The 23,941-nt window shown below is 61.6% G+C and carries 22 protein-coding genes; 8 read left to right on the forward strand and 14 right to left on the reverse strand.

Annotated elements, in window-relative coordinates; genetic code table 11:
- Window positions 1-425 precede the first annotated feature (425 nt).
- From KUV45_RS16360 to KUV45_RS16375, 4 genes are all read right to left on the reverse strand, one after another.
- Window positions 426-1,514 carry an isocitrate/isopropylmalate dehydrogenase family protein gene (locus KUV45_RS16360; RefSeq protein ID WP_222163365.1) on the reverse strand — a complete coding sequence of 363 codons (1,089 nt, stop codon included), beginning with the start codon at window positions 1,512-1,514 and terminating at the stop codon, window positions 426-428.
- 132 nt (window positions 1,515-1,646) lie between these two features.
- Entirely contained in the window at window positions 1,647-2,264 is a 618-nt protein-coding gene (locus tag KUV45_RS16365) for an FMN-binding negative transcriptional regulator (protein ID WP_222163366.1), read from the reverse strand.
- A gap of 65 nt (window positions 2,265-2,329) precedes the next feature.
- On the reverse strand, window positions 2,330-3,091 hold the full coding sequence (locus tag KUV45_RS16370; RefSeq protein WP_224852072.1) for a GNAT family N-acetyltransferase: 762 nt from the start codon (window positions 3,089-3,091) through the stop codon (window positions 2,330-2,332).
- Between the two features lie 76 nt (window positions 3,092-3,167).
- Window positions 3,168-3,629: a GNAT family N-acetyltransferase gene (locus KUV45_RS16375; protein ID WP_222163367.1), complete on the reverse strand. Its 462-nt coding sequence runs from the start codon at window positions 3,627-3,629 to the stop codon at window positions 3,168-3,170.
- 88 nt (window positions 3,630-3,717) lie between these two features.
- Between KUV45_RS16375 and KUV45_RS16380 the strand changes: the two genes are divergently transcribed.
- Window positions 3,718-5,250, forward strand: coding sequence for a PLP-dependent aminotransferase family protein (locus tag KUV45_RS16380; RefSeq protein ID WP_224852071.1), 1,533 nt, complete (start codon window positions 3,718-3,720; stop codon window positions 5,248-5,250).
- Between the two features lie 82 nt (window positions 5,251-5,332).
- Here the strand turns inward: KUV45_RS16380 and KUV45_RS16385 are convergent, their stop codons facing one another.
- From KUV45_RS16385 to KUV45_RS16395, 3 genes are read right to left on the reverse strand one after another with little or no spacing between them, the layout of a single operon-like run.
- Window positions 5,333-6,856, reverse strand: a complete 1,524-nt coding sequence (locus tag KUV45_RS16385; protein ID WP_206944684.1) for a tripartite tricarboxylate transporter permease — start codon at window positions 6,854-6,856, stop codon at window positions 5,333-5,335.
- Entirely contained in the window at window positions 6,856-7,311 is a 456-nt protein-coding gene (locus tag KUV45_RS16390; protein ID WP_206944686.1) for a tripartite tricarboxylate transporter TctB family protein, read from the reverse strand. The genes KUV45_RS16385 and KUV45_RS16390 overlap by 1 nt, the downstream gene beginning before the upstream one ends.
- Window positions 7,308-8,297 (reverse strand): tripartite tricarboxylate transporter substrate binding protein, encoded by a 990-nt coding sequence (locus tag KUV45_RS16395; RefSeq protein WP_222163368.1) that lies wholly within the window; start codon window positions 8,295-8,297, stop codon window positions 7,308-7,310. The genes KUV45_RS16390 and KUV45_RS16395 overlap by 4 nt, the downstream gene beginning before the upstream one ends.
- A 258-nt stretch (window positions 8,298-8,555) precedes the next feature.
- Between KUV45_RS16395 and KUV45_RS16400 the strand changes: the two genes are divergently transcribed.
- Genes KUV45_RS16400 through KUV45_RS16415 form a run of 4 tightly spaced genes read left to right on the forward strand, consistent with a single transcriptional unit; the run spans window position 8,556 to window position 12,380 of the window.
- Window positions 8,556-9,158, forward strand: a complete 603-nt coding sequence (locus KUV45_RS16400; RefSeq protein WP_222163369.1) for a helix-turn-helix domain-containing protein — start codon at window positions 8,556-8,558, stop codon at window positions 9,156-9,158.
- Window positions 9,158-9,817, forward strand: coding sequence for a response regulator transcription factor (locus tag KUV45_RS16405; protein WP_206944692.1), 660 nt, complete (start codon window positions 9,158-9,160; stop codon window positions 9,815-9,817). The genes KUV45_RS16400 and KUV45_RS16405 overlap by 1 nt, the downstream gene beginning before the upstream one ends.
- Complete coding sequence (locus tag KUV45_RS16410) at window positions 9,814-11,226, forward strand: sensor histidine kinase (RefSeq protein ID WP_222163370.1); 1,413 nt, start codon at window positions 9,814-9,816, stop codon at window positions 11,224-11,226. Before KUV45_RS16405 ends, KUV45_RS16410 begins: the two co-directional genes overlap by 4 nt.
- Window positions 11,223-12,380, forward strand: a complete 1,158-nt coding sequence (locus KUV45_RS16415; RefSeq protein ID WP_224852070.1) for an ABC transporter substrate-binding protein — start codon at window positions 11,223-11,225, stop codon at window positions 12,378-12,380. The genes KUV45_RS16410 and KUV45_RS16415 overlap by 4 nt, the downstream gene beginning before the upstream one ends.
- Window positions 12,381-12,539: 159 nt before the next feature.
- Here the strand turns inward: KUV45_RS16415 and KUV45_RS16420 are convergent, their stop codons facing one another.
- The 6 genes from KUV45_RS16420 to KUV45_RS16445 form a co-directional block, all read right to left on the reverse strand.
- The gene (locus tag KUV45_RS16420) at window positions 12,540-12,854 is read right to left on the reverse strand and encodes a septal ring lytic transglycosylase RlpA family protein (protein WP_224852091.1); all 315 of its coding nucleotides are present in this window, start codon (window positions 12,852-12,854) and stop codon (window positions 12,540-12,542) included.
- A 178-nt stretch (window positions 12,855-13,032) separates the two neighbouring features.
- On the reverse strand, window positions 13,033-13,872 hold the full coding sequence (gene cobA, locus KUV45_RS16425) for a uroporphyrinogen-III C-methyltransferase (protein ID WP_206944694.1): 840 nt from the start codon (window positions 13,870-13,872) through the stop codon (window positions 13,033-13,035).
- Window positions 13,873-14,051: 179 nt separating this feature from the next.
- Window positions 14,052-15,518, reverse strand: a complete 1,467-nt coding sequence (locus KUV45_RS16430; RefSeq protein WP_222163372.1) for a sodium-dependent transporter — start codon at window positions 15,516-15,518, stop codon at window positions 14,052-14,054.
- A 24-nt stretch (window positions 15,519-15,542) separates the two neighbouring features.
- The gene (locus tag KUV45_RS16435) at window positions 15,543-15,737 is read right to left on the reverse strand and encodes a hypothetical protein (RefSeq protein ID WP_222174271.1); all 195 of its coding nucleotides are present in this window, start codon (window positions 15,735-15,737) and stop codon (window positions 15,543-15,545) included.
- Window positions 15,734-16,822 (reverse strand): 4-hydroxyphenylpyruvate dioxygenase, encoded by a 1,089-nt coding sequence (gene hppD / locus KUV45_RS16440; RefSeq protein WP_222163373.1) that lies wholly within the window; start codon window positions 16,820-16,822, stop codon window positions 15,734-15,736. Before hppD ends, KUV45_RS16435 begins: the two co-directional genes overlap by 4 nt.
- A 241-nt stretch (window positions 16,823-17,063) precedes the next feature.
- Complete coding sequence (locus tag KUV45_RS16445) at window positions 17,064-17,669, reverse strand: LysE/ArgO family amino acid transporter (RefSeq protein WP_222163375.1); 606 nt, start codon at window positions 17,667-17,669, stop codon at window positions 17,064-17,066.
- Window positions 17,670-17,895: 226 nt separating this feature from the next.
- Between KUV45_RS16445 and KUV45_RS16450 the strand changes: the two genes are divergently transcribed.
- The 3 genes from KUV45_RS16450 to KUV45_RS16460 all read left to right on the forward strand — a co-directional run bounded on the left by KUV45_RS16450 (window position 17,896) and on the right by KUV45_RS16460 (window position 22,197).
- Window positions 17,896-18,783: a LysR family transcriptional regulator ArgP gene (locus KUV45_RS16450; protein ID WP_222163376.1), complete on the forward strand. Its 888-nt coding sequence runs from the start codon at window positions 17,896-17,898 to the stop codon at window positions 18,781-18,783.
- 309 nt (window positions 18,784-19,092) lie between these two features.
- Complete coding sequence (locus KUV45_RS16455; RefSeq protein ID WP_222163378.1) at window positions 19,093-20,025, forward strand: GGDEF domain-containing protein; 933 nt, start codon at window positions 19,093-19,095, stop codon at window positions 20,023-20,025.
- Between the two features lie 189 nt (window positions 20,026-20,214).
- Window positions 20,215-22,197, forward strand: a complete 1,983-nt coding sequence (locus KUV45_RS16460) for an ATP-dependent DNA helicase RecQ (RefSeq protein WP_222163382.1) — start codon at window positions 20,215-20,217, stop codon at window positions 22,195-22,197.
- A 10-nt stretch (window positions 22,198-22,207) separates the two neighbouring features.
- On the opposite strand, the gene KUV45_RS16465 is transcribed toward KUV45_RS16460, so the two are convergent.
- On the reverse strand, window positions 22,208-23,764 hold the full coding sequence (locus KUV45_RS16465) for a sigma-54-dependent transcriptional regulator (RefSeq protein ID WP_222163695.1): 1,557 nt from the start codon (window positions 23,762-23,764) through the stop codon (window positions 22,208-22,210).
- Window positions 23,765-23,941: the final 177 nt, after the last annotated feature.

Here is a 23,941-nt window from a genome sequence, read left to right on the forward strand (position 1 = left end):
TGCATGAAAAATCATCTACTGAATGATGGATTTTCTCACACCACAAAAGACAATAACTTCTTCAAGATAATCTGTTATATCGGTTTATCTTTAGTAGATATTACTAAGTCAATATGCACACACATCACTAACATTGATGGGAACAGCAAGAACAGCACATAGCTGCCCTGACCTTTCCCCTCATCAGCCGCTCGTTGAAAAGGATCTTACTCGCACCCAGCTCCGAGCCCAGTGCCGAGCCCAGTGCCGAGCCCAGTGCATTAGAACAGCCGCTCGTCTCGGGAGTGACGAGAGCTACCGACAAAGAAAACCGCCAGACCATTGGTCTGGCGGTTTCGGGCACTCACTGCTGTTGACTCAGCCAAGCGCTATACCGAGCCTCTACATCATCGAGCCTCTATATCATCGAGCCCCTGTATCAAGCCCTATGTGCGCCCCAACTGATCCAGCACCGCTTCGGTGAAGTCTCGACATCCCGCCTGTCCGCCAAACTCGCGGGGGCGGTGCTGGCCAGCTTCCAGCACCTTATCAATCGCCAGGCGCAAGCGCTCCGCCGCCAGCGACAGCCGCTCATCATGGTGGCCCGTGGCCAACCATTCGAGCATCATGGCCCCGGACAGCAGGGTCGCGATCGGGTTGGCGGCATCCTGCCCGGCAATATCCGGTGCGCTGCCGTGGGCTCCCTGGAACAGACCATGTCGGTCACCAAGCTCCGCCGATGGCGATACGCCCATACCTCCCACGGTGGCAGCGCCAAGATCGGAAATGATATCGCCGAAAAGGTTCTCTGCGACGATGACATCATAGAAGTCGGGACGTTTGACCAGGTGTACCGTCATGGCGTCCACGTAGGCGTAGTCCCGCTCAATGTCATCGAATTCGGTGCCGACCTGGTCACAGACCCGTCGAAAGAAGGCATAGCTTCTCAAGATATTGGCCTTGTCGCAGACGGTCACGCGGTGCTTGCCATCGCGAGGGGCACCTTGACGTCGGCGCGACAACTCGCAGGCGAAGCGAGCTACCCGTTCGGTCCCCTTGCGAGTGATCACCAGACTATCGCTGGCCATCTCGTCTCTGAGTACCACCCCCGCTCCGCGGCTGGCATACAGCCCTTCGGTGTTCTCACGCACGATCACGTAGTCGATGGTGCCGGGCTGGTGATGCCTCAGCGGCGACTCCACCCCAGGCAGCAGCCGAATGGGCCGCACGTTGGCATACAGGTCAAGGCCAAAGCGCAGCTTCAAGTGAAGGTCGTTGCCCACTTCGATGCCATCGTCATAGGTCACCCCGGGAAGCCCCGCAGCCCCGTGCAGAATGGCATGGCTGTCTCGGCATGCCGCCAGCGTCTCTGCAGGTAACACCTCTCCGGTCTTTTGATAGTGACCTGCACCACCATCCAACCACTCAAACGTCAGTACATCCGGCCCCAGCAGGGCGTCCAGCACCCTTACCGTAGCCTCAGTGACCTCTGGGCCAATGCCATCACCGGCAATGGTTGCGATGCGATAGCTCACGTGGCGTCCTCTTATGGTTATTGTGTTCAAGAGAACGATCATAACGCATGATTCGGGCATGCTCGGAGAGCATCTTTCCAACGACGGGGGAGGACACCGGTTCGCACCGACATCGTGTTTGCTTGCCGATCGCTAGGACAAACCACTCAGCAGCACGGCCGTGCCCCCACTACGGCCTTGGGCCTCAAGCCCCGCGCGAATCCCCGCCCGCTCTTCGTCGCTCTTGTTCTGGCTGGCCTTGTGCTTGCCGCTCAATGACTCCACCACCAACTCTACCCCGACGATGCCTCGCTGCATTTTTTGCAGGTAGTCATGCGGCGCATCGTCGATGCTCCACGGGTCGTCCCTGGGCTGTTCAAAGCGATCCACCAGGTCACGCAGGTGTGCCGCAAACCAATCACCATCTTCGGGAAAGCTCAACTGGCCTTGCGCGTGCACCACCTGATAGTTCCAGGTAGGCACCACACGACCATGAACCTGTTTATCGGGATACCAGCTCGGAGAGATATAGGCATCCGGGCCCTGAAACACCGCCACCGCGTGCGCCAACCGGCGCTGCCACAGACGATTGCCACGTGCGATGTGCCCTCGCAGTACAGCGCCTCCCGACGTCTCCGTGTACAGCAGCGGCAGGTGGTTGATATGCATGCCATCGTCGCCATGGGTCACCAGTGTCGCGAAGGGATGGCGCTGCATCACTGCCACCATGGCAGCATGTTCCGTCATGGCAAAATGCTTGGGTTGGTACATAGTGCGTGTTTCCTTGGTAGGGGTATAGAGGCGTCAGGTGTGGAGTGAATGGTGGCGCGTCAGATCTACGCACCACACTCGACAATCGCCTTCGTCATGGCGGACAGTGACCGCTTCTGCCGCCCGTGCTGATCAAAGTTGTCAGCCGCCAGCCACTCACGATAGAGCGGCTCCAGCAGGCTCCATTCGTGATCCAGCAGAGAAAACCAGGCGGTGTCGCGATTGCGGCCTGCCACTATCCGGTGCTGGCGAAAGATGCCTTCAAAGGTGAAGCCAAGCCGCTCTGCGGCACGCCGCGAGGGCGCGTTCAACGCATCGCACTTCCATTCAAGGCGGCGATACCCCAGCGCAAAGGCATGAGCCGCCATCAGTATCAGGGCTTCACTGGCAATGCGCGTGCGCGATAGAGCGCGCGAGAAGCTGATATGCCCTAGCTCGATGGTGCCATGCTCAGGTTCCAGGTTGAGCCAGGACGCGGTACCCAGCGCCCGTCCTGTGTGACGGTCGACGATGGCCACAAACACGGGGTCCGACTGTTTGGCCCGTTCCTCTGCCCAGCGGTAGCAGCCATCTGCGTCATGGAAGGGACGCCCGCCCAGGTAAGTCCAGCGCCCGACGCCATCGTCTGGATCGCTCGGATCGTTGCCTTTCCAGACCTCCCACAGCGAGCGCGCGTGACGCTGGCCATCGAGTCGCTCGACCCGGCATTGCTGACCTTGCAAGGCCGCGCCAGAGGGGATTGGACAAGGCCCATTCCAGCCCTTCACCTCGGCACCCACTGGTTGACCGAACGCACTTTTACCTTCCCATCTACCGTCCATCGGCATGTATCACTCCTTTCTCTCTTTGCTGCCCGAGGGTCGCTGCCTGAGGGTCGCTGCCTGAGGGGCGCTATCTATGCCATCAAGCGTCGGACGAGGGGGCCAAGGTCAGGGTGTAGCCAAAGAAGGCATCGTTGCGTTGCCAGCCGAGCGCTTCATAAAGCCGCTGGGCAGTGTGGTTGTGGGTCTGCGTCAGCAGGGTCAATTGGCCAACACCGTGTTCCTCGGCCAATCTGACGGCTGCCTTCATCAACGACCTTCCCACCCCTTTGCCACGCCCTTGCGGGGCCACGAAGAGATCGGCAAGCGTCCAACGTGGGCCTAACCGAACCGATGACAGCGTGGGATACAGTTGGACAAAGCCCGTGAGCCCCCCGTCGGCCTCGCACACCAGAATGCGCGAGTCCGCCAAGGCCAGCCGTGTGGTCAGGAAGTCACGAGCGGCAGCGGGATCACTTGGCTGGTCGTAGAACACGCGATAGCTGTCGAACAACACAGACAAGCGATCAAGATCCGCCGTTGTGGCGGGACGAATCATCGACATGTGACTTCCTCCAGAGGTGACAGACCCTGAGTGTGAGAGCATAGTGGTTCTACTTGAAGCACCAGTTACGAATAAATTGAGGGAACCAGTGATCCACTCATCGTCCCATGCCTCCTGGGTTATCGAGGCCCTGGCACTGACGTTTGCCACAGATGCGGAGGGTACGCTTTCTCATCGGCTGTATATGGCACTGCGCAACTGGATCGTCCAGGGAGACCTCCCCCAGGGCTGCGCCTTGCCATCGTCGCGCCGACTGGCGTCCACCCTGGGAGTGGGACGCAACACCGTCCTGGCCGCGGTGGAGCGACTCAGCGCCGAGGGTTTTGTGGTGTCTCGACCGGGAGCGGGCCTTTACGTGGCGCGTCTCGACCTGCACGACGCCTGGCCACGAGACGTCGATGTTGCCGCCTCCCTCCCCACCTCTGGACCGACGGCCAATCCGTATTCCAACCGCGGTCAACAGCTGCTGGCCAGCTGCGGTGCCATGGACGGACAGCGCCGGGCCTTTACCCCCGGGATGCCGGCCATCGACCAGTTTCCTCGAGAGCTGTGGCAACGCTTGCTCAAGCGACACCAGCACCGTGCCGATGACGATGTCTTTGGCTACGCCACAGGAGGTGGCCACGGGCCGCTACGGGAGGCATTGTGCGACTACTTGCGGCTGTCACGCTCGGTGCGCTGCCACCCACATCAGATCCTGATCACCCAGGGCGCTCAGCAAGCGTTCGAGCTGGTGACACGACTACTGGCAGACCCAGGCGACCGGGCCTGGGTTGAAGACCCCGGCTACGCGGGGGCAAAGGCGTGCTTCGCCTCATCGGGACTCGAGCTGACGCCCGTCCCCGTGGACGATGCGGGCCTAAAGACTGACGCGGCGGACAGCGCCAAGCCCCCTCGCCTGATCTATGCAACACCGTCCCATCAGTACCCCAGCGGTGCGACCATGAGCATGGCCCGGCGACTGGCGCTGCTCGAGTGCGCCCGACGCCATGGCGCCTACATCATCGAAGATGACTATGACAGCGAGTTTCGCTACACCACTCCTCCGCTGGCATCACTGCAGGGGCTCGCCGGAGGAGACCCGGTCATCTATGTAGGAACCTTCAGCAAGGTGCTCTACCCAGGTCTGCGGCTTGGCTATCTGGTCCTGCCGAAGCCGCTGTTCGATGACTTTCGACGGGCCAACGCGAGACTGCACCGGGAAGGACAATATGTGGCCCAGGCGGCGCTGGCCGACTTTATCAAGGAGGGGCACTTCTCTCGCCATGTTGCCCGCATGCGGCGCTGCTACCGTGAACGCCAGGCCTGCCTGCGACAGGCCTTGGCCCCCGCCGTGGCGGCAGGCCTGTCACTGTCATCGGGGCAATCGGGCATGCACCTGGTGGCCCATCTCGATTCGGTGGCTCAGGAGCAACAGCTGATACACCGTGCCGATCAGGCAGGCATTACGTTATCCGCACTGTCCGATCACTATCTCTGTGCATCACCCAAGGCGGGGCTGGTACTTGGCTACGCGGGATCTACACCGGTACAGCTAGAGCAGGCCGGGAGCTGGCTGGCAACAGCCTGGCTAGCGCAGCGCGGGGGTAAGCCAGCAACCACCGGCTCCGCCGCTCCCTAGCCAACAACGAAAAAGGGCACCCCTAGGGGGTGCCCAACAACGTCAATCGACCAATACGCACTACCGGGATGTCTTCTGCCCTTCAATCGCCCGGCGTGGTATGGGCCGTCTTGACCGCCATCCGCTTTCTGAGGATGGGACCCACGATGTACGGCAGGATCAGGCCAATACCGGCGAACAGCCACAGACCGATGGCCAGACCGCTGTCCCACAGGATCGTCCAGTCACCGTCAGAGATATCCATGGCATGACGCAGGTTCTTCTCCATTTCCGGACCCAGCAGCAAGCCCAGGATGACCGGTACCAAAGGTATCTCGAGCTTGCGCAGGACATAGCCACCGACCCCAAAGGCCACCATGAAGTACAGATCGAAGGTGGTGTTGGAAATCGAGTAGATCCCCACGAAGGCCACCATGGTCACGATCGGCAGCAGGTACATCGGCGGCACCGATAGCAGCTTCACGAAGATGCCCACCAGCGGGATGTTCAGCACCAGCAGCAGGAAGTTACCGATCAGCAGCGCGGCGATGACGCCCCAGACGATATCGGCGTTCTGGGTGAACATCAGCGGACCAGGGGTGATGTTCAGGGAAATCAGCAGCGCCAGCAGTACCGCAGTGGTGCCGCTTCCCGGCACACCGAGGGTCAACATCGGCACCAGGGCGCCGCTGGAAGCCCCGTTGTTACCGGCTTCAGGGCCTGCTACACCGCGCGGGTCGCCCTCACCGAAGTAGCCCTTCTTGCCCACCACCTTCTTCTCGAGGGTGTAGCCGATAAAGCTGCCCAACGAGGCACCGGCACCTGGCAGCACGCCAGCGATGAAGCCCAGGATGCCACCGCGAATGCTCGAGGGCATGATGCCCTTGATGTCTGCCCAGCTCAGCTTGAGCTTATTGACCTTGATAAGCTTCTGACCTTTACCGACACGGTCCTCGATAAAGAACAGCAGTTCCGAGATGGCAAACAGGCCAACGATGGCGATGATGAAGTCGACGCCCTCGAACAGCTCCAGGGTCCCGAAGGTGTAGCGCTGAACACCGGTGTTATCGATACCGATCGTCGCAATCATCAGACCGATACAGGCTGCCACGACGGTCTTCATCGGGTTCTTGCCAGTGATGCCGCCCAGGGTCGCAAAGGCCAGCAGGAACAGGGCGAAGTACTCCGCAGGTCCGAAGGTCAGAGCGAAGTCGGCCAGCACCGGCGCCAGCAGGATCAGTCCCACGGTGGCGATCAGGCTGCCCATGAAGGACGCCACCGCAGAAATCGCCAGAGCCTCGGCCGCCTTGCCCTTCTGCGCCATGGGATAGCCATCGAGGCAGGTCATCATGGCCGGTTCGTCACCGGGAATATTCAACAGGATCGATGAAATACGCCCGCCATACATGGCCCCGGCGTATACCGCGGTCAGCATAATCAGGGCCGTTTCCGGCTTCAAGCCAAGGGTGAACGCCAGCGGGATCAGGATCGCCACGCCATTGGCCGGACCAAGTCCAGGCAGGGCCCCGATCAGGGTACCGAGAAAGGCACCCAGCAGAGCAAACATCAGGTTATGAGGCGCGAGAGCGACCCCAAAACCATCGATCAGGTAGCCAAGGGTTTCCATCAGCCCACCTCCAGGAAGGACAGCACGCCCAGAGGCAGGGGCAGGTCCAGCGCAAAATTAAAGATCAGATACACCGCGACACCGGAGATGCCACCCACCAGGTATGCCTTGCCGGGACGCGCGCCCATGCGCCAGCACAAGGTACCGACCGCCAGTAACGTCGACAGGATAAAGCCCAACGGCTGCAGCAGGCCGGCGTAAAGTACCAGCACAACCAGTGCGATGATCAGCTCGACACCCGTACGACTCCACGGCCAGGCATTGTCCGGGTCAGGGCGCACCACCATATAAAGGCTGGAAAGACCCAGCACTACCGCCAGCAGGTAGGGAAAGGTCTCGGGGCCGACCGCTTCGGCCCCACCAAACGGCTCGGGAAACTGGGAAGCGCCCCAGCCGTACGCGACGGCCAGGACGATCATCAAGACCCCGAAGATGCGGTCGTTGAACATGCTCATTGCTGAATCAGCCCGATGTCTTTGGAGAGCTGGTTGATGTCGGCGATCTGATCCTTGACGAAGGTTTCAAATTCCGCCGCGCTCATGTGGAAAGGCATCAGGCCGTTGCTTTCCATCACGTCCTTCCACTCTTGGCTCTGGTAAATGGTGTCCATGGCATCGACCCAATACTGCTTGGCGTCGTCGGAGATATCAGCCGGCATGTAGAAGCCACGCCAGTTGGGGCCCACCGCATCGATGCCCTGCTCCTTGGCAGTCGGAATATCACTGAATTCCCCCGGCAGCCGCTCATCGGACAGCACCGCCACGACGCGCAGGTCACCGGACTCCATAAAGCCCTGGGCTTCGGTAATGTCACCGGTGAAGGCGTCGACGTGGCCACCGACGACCTGAGTCATGGCTTCGCCACCGTTGTTGTAGGACAGGTACGGAATGCGCGGCAGGCTCTCGACGCCAGCTGCCTGTGCCGCGATCAACACCTTGAGGTGATCCCAGCCACCCTTGGCGCTACCGCCTGCAAACTTGACCGAGCGGGGATCTTCCTTCAGCGCTTCCATGATGGCGTTGAGGTCCTGGTACTCGCTATCAGCACTCACCGCGATAACGCCGTAGTCGGCACCCAGCGCACCGACCCAGTTGACCATGTCAGCGGTCATGCCCGGGAACTGGCCCTGGGCCAGACGCGTCGTCGTCGCGGTCGATGCCGCCACCAGCAGCTGCTCATCCCCTGCGCGCTTGCTCACGGTGTGGGCGTAAGCCACACCGCCGCCAGCGCCCGCCATGTTGACGGTCTGGACGCCACGGGGCACCAGATCCAGCTCCTCCAGCACCGTACCGACGCTGCGGCAGGTGAAGTCCCAGCCACCACCCGGATCCGCCGGCGCCAGACACTCCACCTTGCCCTCTGGCTCAAAGGCGGCAGCAGAACCGGCGGCGCCGGTGATGGCAGCAATGGCAATCCATTTGACTGGCGTGTTCATGGACATGAGATAGCCCTCTGTTGTTGTCGGGTGAGCGATGTCACCGCTGATGACATCTGGTCACGGTTGACGCCGGGATGACGTCTGAAAAAGGTCCTTGTTGGGAGCTGACGCCTAGCTTACAATTCTGTAAGGCAGAATGCCGTTCCCTTGGGTGGAAAGCTAAGCCCGTGCCGTTCCGCGGTCAACGCGCAAAGGCACAATTCCGACCAAAGTTGAATGCAAGACGCATCGCGTTATTGCCACAAAAGGAATGTCCCATCCATGGCACAGGATCGCGTTGAAGCCGTCGAAAGAGCCCTATCGGTGCTGAACGTCTTCGATACACCCCAGGAGAGTTTCAGCCTGGCAGAGCTCGCCGAGGCGACGGGCTACTACAAGAGCACCCTGCTGCGGCTGCTGGCATCTCTCGAGCGTTTCGACTACACACAACGTGGCAGCGATGGTCGTTGGCGGATCGGCAGTGCGCCGGTGCGACTAGCCCGCAGACACGCCCCCAGCCGTGAGCTCGCTGCTCAGGTACAACCTTGGCTTGACGAGCTATCCCTCGAGCTTGGCGAGACCGCCAGCTTGCTCGAGATGATCGATGGCATCGTCCAATGCCGATTGGCGGCGCGGCCCGACCACAGCCTGCGTCACGATCTATTGCCAGGCCATCAATGGCCTGCGCCATCCCCCAGCGACCCGTGCGCGGAGATGCCAGGGGGAATCATGGTCTGCCGTCCTCTCGAGCTGGCGGACCAGCCAGCCATGTGGCTGGCCGTATCCGGCCCCAACGGGCGTGTGAATGAAGATCAGGCCACACTCAGGCTGGATCAGGCGGTCAAGGCACTGACCGCGGGACATGATCATGACGGGAGACACTGATGACGCTGCTGCTGGTGGAAGACGACAGGTTGCTGGCTGAGACATTGGTCGATGCACTGGGCATCGGCGGCCAAGACGTCCACCACCTGGACAACGGTGATACGGCCTACGCCCTGCTGAAACGACAGCACGACTACGAATTGATCCTGCTTGACCTCAATCTTCCCGGGCGCGGGGGACTCGACGTACTCGAAGCCCTGAGGGCACATGATACCGTCACGCCTGTGCTGATACTCACGGCTCGCGGGGCCGTCGAAGACCGGGTTCGCGGGCTGGATCTTGGCGCGGACGACTACCTTGCCAAGCCTTTCTCGCTGGAAGAGCTGGAGGCCAGAGTGCGCGCGCTGCTGCGACGCAGAGCGCCATCTGGGCTGATGACCGTGGGAGAACTCGGTTTTGACAGCCTGGCTCAGCGTTTCACCCTGGGCGACGAGGCGCTCGCCCTGCCCCCGCGCGAGCAGCGACTGCTGGGCTGTCTGATGCGCCATGCAGGCCAGCCGGTGGACAAGGCGACCCTGGTCCATGAAGCCTTTGGCGATGAGGAGCTGGGCGACAACGCCGTCGAGGTGTACGTGCATCGTCTACGCAAGCGACTTCACGGCCACCAGGTGACGCTGCGTACCGTGCGAGGACTGGGCTATCTGCTGGAAGCCTCATGAGAGGCGATTCCCTGCACAGCCGACTGCTGACCTGGCTGCTGCTGCCCATGCTGCTGGTGGGTACCGTGGTGCTCTGGCGCGCCTGGCTCGATGCGCGCCAGACGGCAGACCGTGCCTTCGACAGACTGCTGGATGCCGCGACCCTGGCTATCGCCGAGCAAGCCCAGTGGCAGGAAGACCGACTGTGGCTCGACCTGCCACCAGCGGCTCTCGAGATGCTGGCCACTCAACATGATGAGCGGGTGTTCTATCGTCTGGTGGACGCCCGCGGTGATCACGTCACCGGCAACGCTGACCTGCCCGGCATCGATCTCAGCGGTCGTCGTGCCAGCGACATGGGCTACGCCAACATCAGCTGGAATGGTATGCCGATGCGTCTGGGCGTGCGGCGCTCGCGCCTGGAGGATTGGCGCCTGAGAGAACCCTATGAAATCCGGGTCGCCCACACCCTGGAGGGTCGTGACGCACTCAGCCAGGAGCTCTTCCGTCAAAGTCTGGCCTACCTGCTGGCGGTGGCGGTGCTGTCCGTCGCCGCCCTGATCGTTGCCATACGCCTTGCGCTGGAACCGCTGACCAAGCTTCGACGCCAGATCAGAAGCCGAGACCCGCGCACGCTGGCTCCCCTGGAGCTTGCGTTGCCACGGGAGCTGGCCGAATTAAGGGATACCGTCAACGAACTGCTGGCTCGCATGCGCCGCGTCAAAGCCAATCAGGAGCGGTTCATCGGCGATGCCTCCCACCAACTGCGCACCCCTCTTGCAGGCCTTTCCGCCCGCGCCGAGCTGGCCTTGCGTCAGACTGATCCGGAGGCCTGGCGGACTGCCTTGAGCGCCATGCATGCCACCAGCCAAGGCGCATCGCGACTCGCCATGCAGCTGCTGTCGCTGACCCGCCTGGACAACCCTGAGTACCAGCCCCAACTGACGCCCACAGGACTGGTGCAGGTAGCCCGCGAGGCCGTGATGACCCACTGGCAACGCTGCCAGCGCAGTGGCGTGGACCTGGGCCTTGATGCCCCTGAAGGGGAGGTCACGGTGCTCGCTCTGGACTGGCAGCTAGGCGAGGCGCTGGCCAACCTTATCGACAACGCCTGCCGCTATGGCGCTCGCCACGTCACGATCGTCGTTACCAATACACCCCCCACCCTGGCGGTAGTGGACGACGGCCCCGGCATCCCCAGCGAACGGCGGCTACTGGCGCTGCGCCCTTTCCATCGCGGCCAGCAATCCGGCGAAGGCTCAGGCCTTGGCCTGGCGATTGTGGACGGTATTGCCAGGACCCATGGTGCCAGGCTAACCCTGGCCGATGGCGGCACTGCACCTTCTCCCGGCCTTAGCGTGAGCATGGAATTCCAGGCCACGGTAACGCCGGACGACCCACCGGTGACGACAAGGCATTCGCTATCATGACGCTGTCCCGCTACGCCTCATCCTCCTGGCGCTGGCGCCGTCTGGGCGCCGTGCTGCTGCTTGGCCTTGCGGGGGTCGTCAGTTCGGCGATGGCGCAACAGGACGAGACTCCCCAGCAGCCCCTGCCCCCTCATGAGCAGGCGCATTTTGCAGCAAAGACGGATGAAGGCGTGCCCCTGATCATTCACGCGGCACTCGACATTCCGTACGCCATGCCGCTGCTCGAGGACTTCCACCAGCGTCACCCGCAATACGACATTACCTACCGCAACTTCTCCACCCTGGACGTGCATCAGCGCTTTCTCGATGCGCCCGCAGAGGCCGACGTGGTGATTTCGTCCGCGATGCCCTGGCAATACCTGCTGGTCAACGCGGGTCACGCGCAAAGCATCGAAACCCCCACGACGCGACGCTGGCCCAACGACGCCAAATGGCGCCACGAACTCTTCGCCTTCACGTTCGAGCCCATCGTCATGGTTGTCAGTCGGGCCCTTGAAGAGCGCGTTGGCCCAATCAACAGCCATGCCGACCTGCTCAGCCTGCTGGTGGAACAGTCCGACGCCCTGCAAGGGCGAGTCGTTACCTACAGCCCCGTCAGCGCGGGTGCCGGCTATACCTATGCCATTGAGGAGTCACGCCTGTCACCCCGCTATTGGGATCTGGTCGCGGCACTTGGGCGTGCCGACACCCAGCTGGTAGACACCACCAGCAGCATGCTGGATGGCCTGGCCGACGGGCGCTTTGACATCGGCTACAACGTGCTCGGCAGCTACGCCAGAGAAAGCGTCGCCGCTAGCCCGTCGCTGCGCATGGTGATCCCCGACGATTACGCGTTGGTGATCCGGCGACTGGCCTTTGTCCCTCGCCAGGCCCCCCACCCCTCAGCAGCGCGCCGTTTCATCGATTACCTGTTGGGCAGCCACGGACAACGCGTGATCGCTGAGGCCAACGAGCTGGGGGCGTTGCACCCGGAGCTCGATGGCCCAGGCACCGCCAATGCATTGCGCCGCGCACAGCCGGAAGGCCTGCGTCCTACGCCGCTCAGCCCCGGCCTGCTGGCCACGCTGGATGACCTCAAGCGTCGAGCCCTGCTAAGCCGCTGGCAGAGAGAATTCCACGACCAGATCGCCGGCAAGCCAGTCAACGGTCGCTAGACTGGCGTCACCCACACCAACGCAAGAAGGCCCGCCGTTGAACACATATCCAACAGGCGGGCCTTCTCACTTGACGACTTAGCGACTTCAACGACGTGCCGGCGCTTGTGACCCCTGGGAGATGCTGTGGCGTTGCTGGCCATAGCGCCCTGTTACCGCTCAGGGAAGGTAGGTCAAAAGGACCGGCGCGGTACCGCGTTTCAACATGCCAAGCTGGCGTGCTGCCTGCTTGGAGAGATCTATCACACGTCCCTTGACGAAGGGGCCGCGATCATTGATCTCCACTTCCACACTCTGTCCCGTGTCCCGTCGAGTCACCAATACCTTGGTACCAAAAGGCAGGCTTCGATGGGCGGCGGTAAGAGCTTGCTGGTCGAAGGTGTCGCCACTGGCCGTGCGACGTCCCTGGAACCGATCACTGTAGAACGACGCTTGGCCACGCTGGGAGGCGACATCGCCGTCATCTCTGGCCATCGCCGGGTCACTGGTCAGTGACGTTATCGATAGCAGGATAGCGGCCGCCCAGGCGGCCTGGGTCGATCGCGCAAAGCGTCGACGTTTACGCAAATGGGAGAACATCATCTTGACCTCAGCTAGCCCGCGATGCGCGGGGTTCGTTGCCTGGTGCGACATCTCCAGCAAAGGCGCGCGCTCAATCCGAGCGTTCCCGGGGCGACGGATGCTTGCCATGCATCCACCCACTACTCCCCGCTTGCGCATTATCGAACCAGGCTAATTGTTTGTGCAGCGACACAACGCTACCAACAATAATCAAGGTGGGCGGACGAATAATATCCCGATCATTCAATGTCGGCAAATCACCCAGACAGGTCAGATGGACGCGCTGACGTTGGGTAGTGCCCTGCTCTACCAGCGCTACCGGCGTGTCAGACGCCAGTCCTGCTGCCCCAAGCCCATGGCTGATATGCTCAAGACTGCCCAGTCCCATGTAGAACACGAGCGTCTGCCCGGGGCTGGCGAGGGCCCGCCAATCCAGCTCGCAGCCGCCCTCCTTGAGATGCCCGGTGATGAACCGCACCGACTGAGCATGGTCACGATGGGTCAGCGGGATGCCTGCGTAGGCGCTGCATCCGGAGGCCGCCGTGATGCCGGGCACCACTTCCACCGTTACCCCAGCCTCCACCAGCGTTTCAAGCTCCTCACCGCCTCGCCCGAAGATAAAGGGATCGCCCCCCTTCAGCCTGACCACGCGCTTGCCCTCGCGGGCCCACTTGACCAGCGCCAGATTGATATCTTCCTGAGGCAGACTGTGATCCGAGCGCGCTTTGCCGACGTAGTAGCGCTCAGCCGTCTCCGGCACCAGCTCGAGGATCTCCGGACTCACCAGACGATCATGCAAGACGACCTCGGCCTCGCCGATCCGCCGCCATGCTCGCAGCGTCAATAATTCGGGATCGCCGGGCCCAGCCCCTACCAGACTGACGCTGCCTGCCGGGAACGGGCTTCGATTCGGCAAGGGATTGTGACTCATGGGATGCGACTCCAACGTCAGGACATACGGACGGCGACAAGGCGCCATTATGCCATAATGGAATCAATCATCCAGTTCTTATTCCCTTACTCCCTTTAAAACGAAAGACGCCGCGACGACTGACACGTCACGGCGTCTTGTGCTCATGCAGCAAATGGCTGCGACATGTGAGCGTTGATCTAGTCGCTGGTCTGCAAACTGCGACGCAGTCGCGGGCTTACCAGCTCTCCAGCCAGGGTCAGGACCAGCAGAATCAGTACCAGCCACAGCCAGTGGGCACCGAAGTCCACGGCCACCAGACCCAGCGCATCCACAAAGATCACCAGGATGGCCAGCGGGCTCACGTAACGCACCATGAACAGCCACAGCGCGTAGATGCCGGCCGGCAGATTCAACTCGTCCTTCACCGCCTGACTCTTGAGTACGAAGCCAGCCAGCAGCGCCATGCCAAGACCACCCAGCGGCATCATCAGTCGCGATGTCAGGTAGTCAAGCCAGTCAAAGAAGTGCTTGCCTGCCAGCGTCCAGTCGGCGCCAACGTTGAAAGAGAGCATCGCCAAGGTACTGATCACCCAAAGCACAATGCCGGTCCCCCAGGCGGCAGCCTTACGGCTGACACCCTTGTTATCGGCAAGCCATGACACGGTTGCCTCGACCATGGAGATGGACGATGTCAGGGCGGCCATGGACAGCATGATGAAGAACAGGATGCCGAAGAGCGTGCCGAGTGGCATCGCCTGGAAGGCCAGCGGCAGGCTCATGAAGATCAGCCCCGGACCGCTGTTGGGCTCCATGCCATTGGCGAAGATGACGGGAAAGATCGCCAGGCCAGCCATTAACGCCACCAGCGTATCGGCAATCGCCACCGTCAGGGTGGTGCGGCCGATGGAAGCGCGACGCGGCAGGTAGCTGCCATAGGTCAGAATGGCACCGGAGGCCAGGGACAGGGTGAAAAAGGCATGGCCCATGGCCGCCAGCATGCCCTCGCTAGACAGACTGGAGGCATTGAAGGCAAACAGGAAATTGACGGCCTGACCGAAACCTCCGGAGAACATGCCGTAAATGATCATGACCAGCAGCATGATCACCATCCCCGGCATCATCCAACCCACGCTTCTTTCGATGCCTTGCTGCACGCCCTTGCCCACAATCACCATGGTGGCGACCGTCACCAACGTACTCCAGGCGCCAAGACTGAAAGGATTGGCGTTATTGGCACCAAAAATCGCCGCCATATCGTCGACGCTGGACCCGGCCAGGCCACCGGAGACCATCTTCCACAAATAGGCAAAGGACCAGCCCGCGACGACCACATAAAACGACAGGATCATGAAGCCACAGAGCATCGCCATCCAGCCCAGCAACGACCAGCCAGAGCTACGGCCCGACTCGGTGACAACGCGCCGAATGGCATCGATGGGACTACCTCGACCACGACGACCGAGCGCTATCTCGGTCATCATGATGGGCACGCCGACGCACAAGATGCAGGCCAGGTAGACCAGTACAAAGGCCCCTCCGCCATACTCTCCGGTCATGTAGGGGAACTTCCAGATATTGCCCAGACCGACGGCAGAGCCGGTAGCGGCCAGAACGAAGCCCCAGCGGCCAAGCCACTGAGTACGAGAGGGTTCGTTGGTTATCATGAATCACCAGAGATCGCTTGCGCACTATTGTTTGCCCACCATGGCGGTGGCGTCCTCCACATCAGCCTGTGGCCGAATCAGGGTGGAGGCCAGCGCGCCATTGTGACGGATTTTGTCGCGCTTGGGCAGGCCCGTCATCGTCGCGACTGGCTGCCAACGCAGTGTATCCCGGTTGACGCCACACCAGCCTCGACGATAACGCTCCTGCCTTGTGCTCAATCGGCGTCGAGCACACCTCGGCGGATCTGGTCTTCCTCGATGGATTCAAACAGCGCCTTGAAGTTGCCCTCACCGAAGCCGTCGTTGCCCTTGCGCTGAATGATCTCGAAGAAAATCGGGCCAATCACTGTCTCGGTGAAGATCTGCAACAGCACGCCCTGATCAGGCCCGCCATCGATCAACAGGCTCAGCTCGCGCAGGTCCTCTAGCTGCTCTTCGTGATTGGGCACGCGCACATCGACCTTTTCGTAGTAAGTATCCGGTGTGGACAGGAAGCGAACACCGTTGGCCCTGAGGGCTCGCACCGTGGCGTAGATATCCTCTGTCGCCATCGCCAGGTGTTGAATGCCCTCACCCTTGTACTCGCGAATGAACTCGGCGATCTGGGAGTTATCGTCGGCTGATTCATTGATCGGAATGTGCATCTTGCCGCAGGGCGCTGTCATGGCCCGGGAATGCAATCCGGTCTTCTTGCCCTCGATATCGAAGTAGCGATTCTCCCGAAAGTTGGCGATCCGGGTATAGAAATCTGCCCACGGATCCATCTGCCCCCGCTCCACATTGTGAGTCAGATGGTCGAGGTAGCGCAGACCGACGCTATTGTCGTTGGCTGAGCGCCCCTCGATGGCGTCGAAGTCAATGTCGTAGATGGTTCTGTTGTGCTCATCGGTTCGCTCGTCGACAAAGTAGAGCAGCGAACCTCCGATTCCCTCCACGGCAGGAATACCCACTTCCCCAGGCCCCACCGGGACATCAACGGGACGCGCGCCTTGTTCCACCGCGTAATCCAGCGCCTGTCGGGCATCAGCGACCTTCCATGCCATGGCGCAAGCACCGGGCCCATGCTGCTGGGCGAAGCGCGCCGCATGGCTGTCAGGTTCCGCGTTCAGTACAAAATTGACGCCCTCTTGCTGGAACAGACTGACGCCTTTGCTGCGGTGGCGCCGAGTCTCCGTGAATCCCATCGCCACGAACAGCCCACGCAAGGCCGCTATTCCTTCCGCGTCGGGAGCACTGTACTCAACGAATTCGAAACCATGGGTGCCGATAGGGTTATGTATGTCGATGGGAGCTACTGCGGTCATGTGTGCCTCCGATAGTGTCATGGTGGTGTCCGTAAGAGCCGAACCCATGCATCTATCCTAGGCGCCCCCTCCTTCGAGCCACATGCCTCCGAGCGGCGGGCTGCCAGCTGTGTGGCTGCCCAGGCTACCCTGAAGAGCCGCGGGGTGTAGCGCTGGCCTGACAGCCCTCGACCTTGCACAAGCCCTGCGTAACGCTAGCGTGACAGGCCGTCATGAAACGCTGACAGTTGACGAGATGCCGCTAGGCCGGATCCAGGGTGAGGATCTGCCACGCCACCAACAGCATCACCGCCGCGATAGCGCCATCGACCCACTGCCAGGCGCGTGGACTGGTCAACCGAGGCGCCAGCGCGCGGGCCAGTGCTACCAATCCGAAAAACCAGGTGAACGATGCCATGGTCGCCCCCATGTAGAAGCCCAACGGGCTGTCCTGCAGTGAGCCGATGGCTCCCAGCATCACCAGGGTGTCGAGATACACCTGGGGATTCAGCAACGTCACTGCCAAGGTGGCCACAATCACGCTGCCTAACGTGGTGCTGGCGTCCCTGCTGGCTTTCAGCCCTCGCGGATGCATGACGCGCTTGAAGGCCAGCCACGCCTGCCAGACCAGGAACCCTGCACCTCCAATACGCGCCAGCCACATCGCTCCCTCGCTTTGGGCAATCAGTGCGCCGAGCCCGAGAACCCCCAGACCGATCAATAGCGCATCGCACAGGGCGCAGATGCCGGCAACCCACCAGATGTGCTGGCGCCGAAGCCCCTTGGCCAGGACAAAGGCGTTCTGTGCGCCAATCGCGATGATCAAGCCCGCGCCAGTTACCACGCCTTGCAACACTGACAACCACATGCCGAAAACTCCTTTATCAAGGGCAACACCGCTGATCTCATCTCTCGCCACGTCAAGCAAGGCGGGGCGCGACAAGGCCGGCATGCCGGGCAACGAAAGCCATACAGGTCCGGGTGCAAGCCACCCAGGTAGACAAGAGTAAGGAGCGCGCTAGAATTAGAGAAACAACTTATCCGACTGCCTCATTAGAAATTCTAATGAGGCAGCGTCACTTCCAGGGCGACCCATGCTCGATTACAAGTTATTGAATGCCCTCGCCGCGATACTCGAGCATCAGGGTTTTGAACGCGCCGCCCGAGCGCTGGGACTGACACAGTCCGCCGTGTCACAGCGCGTCAAGCTATTGGAAGCACGCCTGGGACAGCCCGTACTGATCCGCGGCACGCCCCCTACCCCCACCGGGCTGGGCCGGCGACTGCTCAACCACGTCCAGCAGGTTCGCCTACTTGAGGCCGAGCTTATCGAGGAGGCCCCCTCACTGACCGTCGGCTATCGACAGCTGCGCATCGCCATCAACGCCGATAGCCTGGCGACCTGGTGGCCCCAGGCGGTGGGCGACTATCTCAAGCATCAGGCCATCACCCTCGATTTGGTCATTGAAGACCAGGACGTGGGGCTTGAGCGCATGCGCAAGGGGGAAGTCGCCGCCTGTCTATGTGCCAGCGACACCCCTGTACAAGGAGCACGCGTCATTTCACTCGGTGCCATGCGCTACCGAGCGCTGGCGAGTCCCGACTTTCTTGCGCGCCATTGTCCTCAAGGCGCTACCGCAGAGGCGTTGCAGCACTGCCCGGCCATCATCTTTGGCCCCAACGATCAGCTTCAGCACCGTTTTCTGGATGCCCAGGGCGTCACCGGGCCCTTCCCTCACCATCGCTGTGCCAGCGTCGAGGGATTCATAGGACTGGCCAAGGCGGGTCTGGGCTTTGGTCTGGTGCCGGACATTCAAGCCCGGCGAGAGCTGGCCGAGGGAACGCTGGTCGACGTGGTCGACGGCTGGTATCTCGATGTGCCGCTGTTCTGGCATTTCTGGCGCCACGGTGGCGATCCACTTGAACGCCTGGGACATCAATTGGCACAGGCTGCAGCCCATCACCTCATTCCTCTTACCTAAGCCTTAGGAAGGACGGAGCACGAGAACGTGCCTAGTGACTACTGCAACAGCACAGCCGACATGGCGCTGGCGAGCCTTTTTAGAGCGCGCGTCATCGGCGCAAGAAGTTCCTGTAACACAATGTATTACATACACATTTGTCACAGGCGCCCGCAGCATCCAGATACTGCATACCTGTAAAAGCAGAAAAACGTCGTTTTTTCTTAGCCCTTAAGGCTGATATACCCCTTTCGGCTAGCCCTTAAGATGGTGAGTTAAGCCCGATACCTCGGGTTGATCACTCTTCCTGCGGCCAAGGACTGCCTGACCATGGATGACTGCGCTAACACTTCCGCGACCAAGACGCATGCCGATGCGCAGCGTCTTGCTTGCCTACAGCGCGTACCCGGCGTGCTCTTCACTCTTCAACGTGACGCCAGGGGTCGTCTGCAGCTTCCTGCCTTGACCGGCGACGACCCGATGACCCGACGGCTCGCTCCCCTGGCCACTGCCAATGACGTGCGCCAGCGGCTCGGCGACCTGCTGGGAGAAGCCTACGGGGAATTTATCCGCGCCATCGAGCATTCCGCCCATTGGCTGTCTCCCGTGTCCACTCGGCTGCGCCTGCCCGTGGGCGAACTCAACCCCCACTGGTATTCCCTGGAGGCCCTGCCCGAGCGCTGCGACGACAGCATCCTGTGGCATGGGCTGCTCATCGACATCGAAGATCAAGTCGCGGAAGAGCAGCGCCTGCGCTACCTCTCTGGTACCGATGAGCTGACAGGACTGGCCAATCGGCGCTCGCTGGTCAGCCAACTGGATAAGGCAGCGTCCATGTCCAACCGCCACGGCGTGCCGTTATCCCTGCTGTTCGTCGACCTGGACCATTTCGCCCTGATCAACGACACCTGGGGGCGGGGGCTGGGCGACCGAGTGCTCTGCCAGATCGCCGCGCTGGCCTCCAGCCAGCTGCGTCAGGAGGACTATCTGGCGCGCATGGGCAGCGATGAATTCGCCCTGCTGCTGCCCATGACCCCCGCCGGCCGGGGGCGCGAGCTGGCGGAGCGCCTGCGCGAGAACATCTCACGCCATGACTTCGGTATCGGCCGGCACAAGGTGACGGTCAGCGTGGGGGTCAGTGACTATCAGCGAGGAGTCACCGGCGCCCAACTGATGCAGCAGGTGCACGCCAATCTGGTAGAGGCGAAACAGCAGGGGCGAAACCGGGTCATCCAGCGCTGGAGCCCACAGCGTAGCGAATAACCCTCGGCCCTTTCTGTACGCTAGCGAGTGTCACCCAGCGTGTTTCGACGGCGTCACTGCTGCGGGCCGGCTGCCAACCTGTACTTCATCCCCGGCCCACAACAAGGTAGCCTGTCACGCTGCAAATACTGCCACGTCACCCCAGCCTGTCCGCTAGGTGGCAAGGCTCCATTTTAGAGACTACCTATATTGCCTTCTGCCTCTCCCCGCATCGATGACACCTTGGCATCGGTCTTCGGATATCGTGAGTTTCGTCCCGGCCAGCGCGAGACGATCAACGCCCTTGTCGCGGGTCGCAGCGCTGCCGCCATTTTCCCTACCGGCTCCGGCAAGTCACTATGCTATCAGTTAGCCGCCCTGCACCTTCCTCATCTGACGCTAGTCGTGTCGCCGCTATTGGCGCTGATGCAAGACCAGCTCGCGTCCTTGCAACAGCGAGGTATCGCTGCGGCCAGCATCGACTCCAGTCAATCGCCAGAGCAAACGCAGCAGGTCATGTCGGCGGCTCGATCGGGCCACCTGCGTGTGCTGATGGTATCGGTCGAGCGTTTGAAGAATGAGCGCTTTCGCCACTTCTTGCAGGACGTGCGGGTATCGTTACTGGTCATTGATGAAGCGCACTGCCTGTCGGAATGGGGACACAACTTCAGACCCGACTACCAGAAGCTGCCGCACTACCGTCATGAATTCGGCATCCCTCAGGTGCTGCTGCTGACCGCTACCGCCACGCCCAAGGTGATTGACGACATGCGGGCCGCGTTTTCCATTGCCCATGAAGACGTGATCACCACGGGCTTTTATCGCGCGAACCTCGACCTCACCATCGCTCCCGTGCCCGCCGATGAACGGCCCCGATATCTTGCCCGCTGGCTGATCGCCCAGCGCGACCAGGCCCATGGGGAACATGGCAGCACCGTCATCTATGTCACGCTACAGCAAAGTGCACAGCGGCTCGCTGCCTATCTCAAGGCCGCCGGCCTGGAAGCGGCGGCCTACCACGCGGGCCTCGACGCAGACACCCGCGCCCAGCTTCAAGCGGCGTTCATGTCGGGCCAGTTACCGATCATCGTTGCCACGATTGCCTTCGGTATGGGCATCGACAAGTCAGACATTCGCTGCGTCGTGCACTTCGACCTGCCCAAATCCATTGAAAACTACAGTCAGGAAATTGGTCGAGCAGGCCGCGACGGTGCCCGCGCCGAGTGCCTGATGCTCGCCGGGCGAGAGAGCCTCCCTGTGCTCGAGAACTTCGTCCATGGCGATGTACCACCCCGGGCAGGCATCCAGGCGGTACTGGATGATCTCGCGGCGGCGCCGGGTGCCTGGGAGCTATCGCTCAATGCATTATCGCGGCAGACGGATATTCGCGAACTGCCGCTGAAGACGCTATTGGTCAAGCTAGAGCTGATGGGCATCATCCGCGCCAGCCACAGCTATTTTGCCGAGTACCGTTTTCGCCTCGAGATTGAGCAGGAAGCGCTTCTCGCTCGCTTCCCTGGAGAAAGAGGGGCTTTCCTGTCCGCCATCATCGAGGCGTCCGACAAGGGGCGCAGCTGGTATCGCCTGGACTTTGAACGCCTGTACCAGCTTGGCAAGGCGCGAGGCCTGGATACCTCCCGGGCAAGAGTGCTGAAGGCACTGGACTATCTCGACCAGCAACAGTGGATTCGTCTCGAGAGCAAGCAGATCACTGAGGTGTATAGCGTCCTGTCCGACGTGGACTCCCAGCATCTGGCCAGCGAACTCCATCAGCAGTTCGTGGCCCGTGCCGACATGGAGCTTCAGCGCCTGGAGGCCATGCTGGCGCTGTTCGAATCCACCACCTGCATCAGCGCTGGTCTTGCGAACTGGTTCGGAGATAGCGACGCGCCAAGGGCATGCGGACATTGCTCGGCCTGCCGCGGAGAGCGGGCGAGCCTGAGCGCCGCCTCACCGACGCTGCCTGCCGATGAGCAAACCCTGCATGGCTGGTTGACGGAGCTCAGTGACGCGCTGAGCGCAACGAAACCGCCCAGAAAGCTGGATGCTGACCTGGCCACACGTTTTCTGTGTGGCATCGTCAGTCCTGCGCTAAGTCAGGCAAAGGCGCGTAAACTCGCCGGCTTTGCAAGTCACGAACAGGTTCACTACCCCCAGGTGCGTGCCGCCGTGATCCAGGTCATCGGATCCTGACACGCCCTGCTCAGGTGCCCCCCAGCCCGTATCGCTTCAGCTTGTTGGCAATGGTGGTGTGGGAGACGCCAAGCCGCCGTGCTAACTGCCGGCTGGAGGGATGCAGCGGATACAGCGCGGCCAGCACCCGACGCTCCACGTCGGCCAGAATATCGTCGAGGGTCCCGTCCAGCTCGATGCCGGCCAGATCGCCAGAGGCCGGCCCTTCAGGCAAGCGCAGGTGCTCCGGCTCGATGCGACCGCTTTCACACAGCGATACCGCCTGGAACAGCACGTTTTCCAACTGCCGCACATTGCCAGGCCAGTCATAGCCGGCCATTCGCGCGACAGCGGCGCTGGACAGCTCAGGCAACGGGCAGCCAATCTGACGGGCAGCGCGGTCGACGAAATGATCTGCCAGCGCCTGAATCCCGTCCAGGAAGTCTCGCAATGGCGGTACGTTCAAGGACAGCACGTTCAGGCGATGGTAGAGGTCCTGGCGAAACAGCCCCTGATCGCACAGCGACAGCAGGTCCTGCTGAGTGGCGCACACCACCCGCACATCAAGGTAGGTCTCTTCGTCAGCGCCGACTCGACGGAAGCCGCCGTCCTGCAAGAACCGCAGCAGCTTGGCCTGAAGGCGCGGACTCATCTCTCCCACTTCATCGAGGAAGATGGTACCGCCCGAGGTCAACTCCAGCAGGCCCAACTTGCCCTCTGGCCTGGCGCCATCGAAGGCCCCCGGTACATAGCCAAACAGCTCCGTCTCGGCCATGGACTCCGGCAGGCCTGCGCAGTTCAAGGCCATGAAGGGTGCCTGCCCACGGGGGCTGGCCAGATGACACGCCCGCGCCAGTAACTCCTTGCCGGTGCCTGTTTCACCGAAGATCAGCAGCGGGGCATCCAGCGGCGCCATTCGCCGAGCCTCATGAATCAGCGACGCAAGCCGGGGGCTTGCGGTGAACATTGCCTCGAAACCACGCATTTCCTGGCGCTGTATCTGGTAGATCCGCTCGCCAATGCGATCAGCGCTATGCAGCGTCACCACCGCCCCCGCCAATGACTCGACATCGTCATGATGCTCACGGTGCAGCGGAGCGATATCGGCAAGAAAGGTGGCGTTCTTCAGGCGGACTCTGAGTCCGTTGACCCTGGCATTGTTGCGCCGAATCACATCGGGCAAGTCACAGTCCGGCAGATATCGATCCAGCGACAGACCTGGCACTTCATCTACCCGCACCCCCAGCAGCTGACTCGCCGCGCGGTTGGCCGCGACCAGATGCCCCTCCATGTCGATGGACATGACCGGGTCTGTCAGCGATGAAAGCAGCGCCTCGAGCTCAAGCTGGTGACGCTCACTCGGCATCAGGCTGACCTTGCGCACGCCAAAGACGCCAGACACGTCTTCCAGACGAGGCTTCAATGTCACCCATTGCGCGTTAAGCAGCAATGGCACGTGGAGATAGATGGCATTGCCGCGCTCGCCACCCACTTCGCCACGCGCCACGTTGGCGCCGTAGTCGGCAAGAAGTGACACGATGTCACGCAGGATACCGACGCGGTTCTGGCAATGTACTCTCAGGCGCATGCTGGCTTCGCGCTCCTTATCGATAGGCAGAAGACCCACGGGCAGAAGTTTGCTGTCACGGCGTCCGACCTCCATTGTCACGTTTTCCTTACAGCTTATCGAAGTCATTGCACACGAGACCTGCCTCTTTGGTCGAGCTATGGCCATGGGCTAGTGCCCTTGCGGCCCTGCTGTCAC

This window comes from Halomonas sp. DP3Y7-2 (assembly GCF_019800795.1).
Taxonomy (GTDB): Bacteria; Pseudomonadota; Gammaproteobacteria; order Pseudomonadales; family Halomonadaceae; genus Halomonas; species Halomonas litopenaei_A.